2 protein-coding genes and 2 pseudogenes are annotated in these 2,324 nt (G+C 69.4%); 2 read left to right on the top strand and 2 right to left on the bottom strand.

Annotated elements, in window-relative coordinates; genetic code table 11:
* Positions 1-72: 72 nt before the first annotated feature.
* Positions 73-1,007 (bottom strand): annotated as a pseudogene (locus tag ACVCAH_RS37710) (IS701 family transposase); the annotation flags it as partial.
* 123 nt (positions 1,008-1,130) lie between these two features.
* Here ACVCAH_RS37710 and ACVCAH_RS37705 point away from each other — a divergent pair.
* Positions 1,131-1,364: pseudogene (locus ACVCAH_RS37705) on the top strand (IS21 family transposase); the annotation flags it as partial.
* Positions 1,365-1,475: 111 nt separating this feature from the next.
* On the opposite strand, the gene ACVCAH_RS37700 reads toward ACVCAH_RS37705, so the two are convergent.
* Positions 1,476-1,778, bottom strand: a complete 303-nt coding sequence (locus ACVCAH_RS37700) for an ATP-binding cassette domain-containing protein (protein ID WP_447140985.1) — start codon at positions 1,776-1,778, stop codon at positions 1,476-1,478.
* An 88-nt stretch (positions 1,779-1,866) separates the two neighbouring features.
* On the opposite strand from ACVCAH_RS37700, the gene ACVCAH_RS37695 reads away from it, so the two are divergent.
* On the top strand, positions 1,867-2,235 hold the full coding sequence (locus ACVCAH_RS37695; protein ID WP_447140986.1) for a DUF5990 family protein: 369 nt from the start codon (positions 1,867-1,869) through the stop codon (positions 2,233-2,235).
* The last annotated feature ends 89 nt before the right edge of the window (positions 2,236-2,324 follow it).

Here is a 2,324-nt window from a genome sequence, read left to right as displayed (position 1 = left end):
ACCAGGATCTCCGATCCCGCCCTCGGTCAGCACCCCGCACTCACACGCGGTGTCTCACCCCATCCTGACCAAGAGGGGGCGGGGCGACCAGCACAGGTAGAAGTGCCAGCTCGTCGGTGGTGCGGTTGCGGCGGATGAGCAGCCACCGGTGCTCATCCCGGCTGGGTGGTGGTGGTGATCCAGGCCCACAGGTAGTCGCGGGGGCCTTTCGCTCCCGGCCCGCAGCTGTGGATTTGCCACTCAGCGGTGGGGATTCGGTCGGCGAGTTCGTCGACGCGTATGAGGGTGCGGCCGTCGTTGACGTGCACGCGTCGGTCGCAGCCGATGGCCAGGACGTAGCCGATCCCGCGGTACTCGAGGTCATCGCGTAGGCCGGGGTCGGCGCCGTAGACCTCGTCGCCGGTCACCCACCCGGCGGGCACGCCGGCGTCCACTGCGGCGGCGATCATCTGCCGGGCCAGTGCAGGCTTCGTGGCGAACCCGACGTCGTCTGGCACGCCGGCGGCGGTGAGTCGGTCGGGCCGGTCGCACCAGGTCGTCTCGGGTAGGTAGAGCCGGCGGTCGATCAGCGCCCGACCCGCGGGTGACACGTAGGCCAAGAACACCCCGACCTGGCTGTTCTCGACACGGCCGGCGGTGCCGGTGTACTGCCGCTGCACCCCGACCGAGCACACCCCTTTCTTGAGGAAGCCGGTCTCGTCGGTGACCAGCACACCATCGGGGTGACCGAGCTGCTCGACCAGCCAGGCCTGGATGTCGTCGCGGACGGCGTCGGCGTCCCACACCGCCGTGCGCAGCAGCCGCTGCATCGCCTGCGGATCGCAGTGACCCGCCCGTTCCCCGAGGGACCAGCAGGTCTTGCGTTCCACACCCGACAGCAGCCCTTCCACGAACTGCCCGGCAGTCCGGCGTGGCTCCGCCCGCACGAACCGGTCAGCGACACGCGTCACCGCCTCGTCCAGGATGACCCGCCACCGGTCAAGGTCTAGGCTGTGGCCCACGGCCACCGCACGATCTTCGGTTGTCCTCACAAACCATCGATGATCAACGCGGTGGCCGTCCTCATGCCCGCGCCACGCCCAAGGCCGAAGCCAAGTGACGTTGGAGTATTAAGCGCAAACCCGACCTGTCGCACACCCCGGCGGGCGGTCGCGGCGGCGAAGGCGGCGTGGCGGTCCGGGGGGCGCACCTACCGGCCGTGGGTGCCCGAGCCCGGCTGTGGCTGCAGTTCGACTGGGGCGACGGCCCGCGCATCGGCAGCCGAAAGACGAGCCTGTTCTGCGCGTGGCTAAGCTGATCACGGTTCCCGGGGGGTGATCCCGACCTGGGACAAGACGTTGGGCACGTTGATCGCGTGCCTGGACTTCGTCCTGACCGTTGACACCTGCCCGTTCAAGTTCGAAGAGCGGCGATCTCGGGCTCGTGGTGTGCCTGCATTGCCTCTCCAGAGGCAGCCCTTCTGTACAGATTGACAATTATGGTTGCACGACGAGCAGCTCACCGGACGCGCCGCTCCCCCTCGGCGCGCAACGCGCGGTAGAGCTCGTCCACCACGGCCGGGTGGCGGGCATCAGGCCGGCGATCGCCCGCAGCAGCGTGGAGTTGCCGGAGCCGTTGCTGCCGATCGGCCCGATCGCCTCGCCCCGGTACGCGGTGAAGCTGACCCTAGACCGCGCGCACCTCGTCGCAGCGTCGACCGCTGCGGCTCTCGCGAGATCAGCCGCTTGCGGGCGGCGACCGGGGAAGCCGCCGCACCCGCTCCCGCTCCGTAGACCCATCGACACCGAATGGGAGGCGCTGCGCGCCTTCAGCGGCGTCGCCGAGGGCGACATGGTCCGCTACGCGATCCCGAAGCGCGAGGATTTGGTGGTGTCGTGGTCGAGGGGTCGCCGGTCGCATGGGGTGCTGGATCGCAACCGGGTCGATGACTGCGGTGATGCCTCACACGGCCTGTGCACCGACGACAGGCGTAGCAGCGTCCTAGAGTCGGACTGTGCGGATTCGGATCGAGGGCAGCGACCTGCCCGGGCACCTCAGCTGGGTGCGGTCACAGACGACGGGTTCGAGATGTTTCGCCGAGCGAAGCTGTTGTTCGACGACGTCCCGGGCGAGCTGCTGCGCACCGCGCACGATGGCGCGGGGGCGCTGGTCGGTCGGCTCGGGTTGACCGACGCCAAGGGCGGGCCGCTGTGCGCCCGAGTCCGCCCACCCAGCATCACCTGGACCGTGGATTGACCAGGCCTTACCCCAGGGCCCCGGCAAAGTCGTGAGGGGTGTCCGGCTTGAGGTGGTTGGTGTAGACGCGCCCTGGGTGTGGGTAGCGG

This window comes from Micromonospora sp. LZ34 (assembly GCF_052981855.1).
This window is presented reverse-complemented; position numbering and strand designations above follow the sequence as displayed.

Coding starts and splice junctions, on each gene's coding strand:
- ACVCAH_RS37700 (WP_447140985.1), bottom strand. CDS start 1,778: ATGGGTCTACGGAGCGGGAGCGGGTGCGGCGGCTTCCCCGGTCGCCGC.